The 275-nt window shown below is 65.5% G+C and carries 1 protein-coding gene; it reads left to right on the forward strand.

From position 1 onward, the window contains the following. The coding region (locus GCN74_RS28435) for a condensation domain-containing protein (protein WP_152259717.1) at positions 1–275 on the forward strand (275 nt) is incomplete at both ends.

A 275-nucleotide genomic window follows, 5' to 3' on the forward strand; every position in this document is an offset into this window, starting at 1 on the left:
CGCTCAAGGTCGTGTTTGAAAATCACACCCTGGGCGAACTGGCCAGCGGCATCGAACAGGCGCTGGAGCAGGATGCGTACGCCCGGCCAGTGGCAACGATCGCGGTGGCCGAGCGCGGCCAGATGACGCAGCTGCCGCTGAGCTACGCGCAGGAACGGCTGTGGTTTCTCGACCAGCTGGAACCTGGCGGAGCCAGCTACAACTGTCCCGGCGCGGTCACCCTGCAGGGGCAGTTCGACATCGACTTGCTGGAAGCGGCGTTCCGGCAGGTCATC

The sequence above is a fragment of the Janthinobacterium sp. FT14W genome (genome assembly GCF_009208755.1).
Lineage (GTDB): Bacteria > Pseudomonadota > Gammaproteobacteria > Burkholderiales > Burkholderiaceae_D > Janthinobacterium > Janthinobacterium violaceinigrum.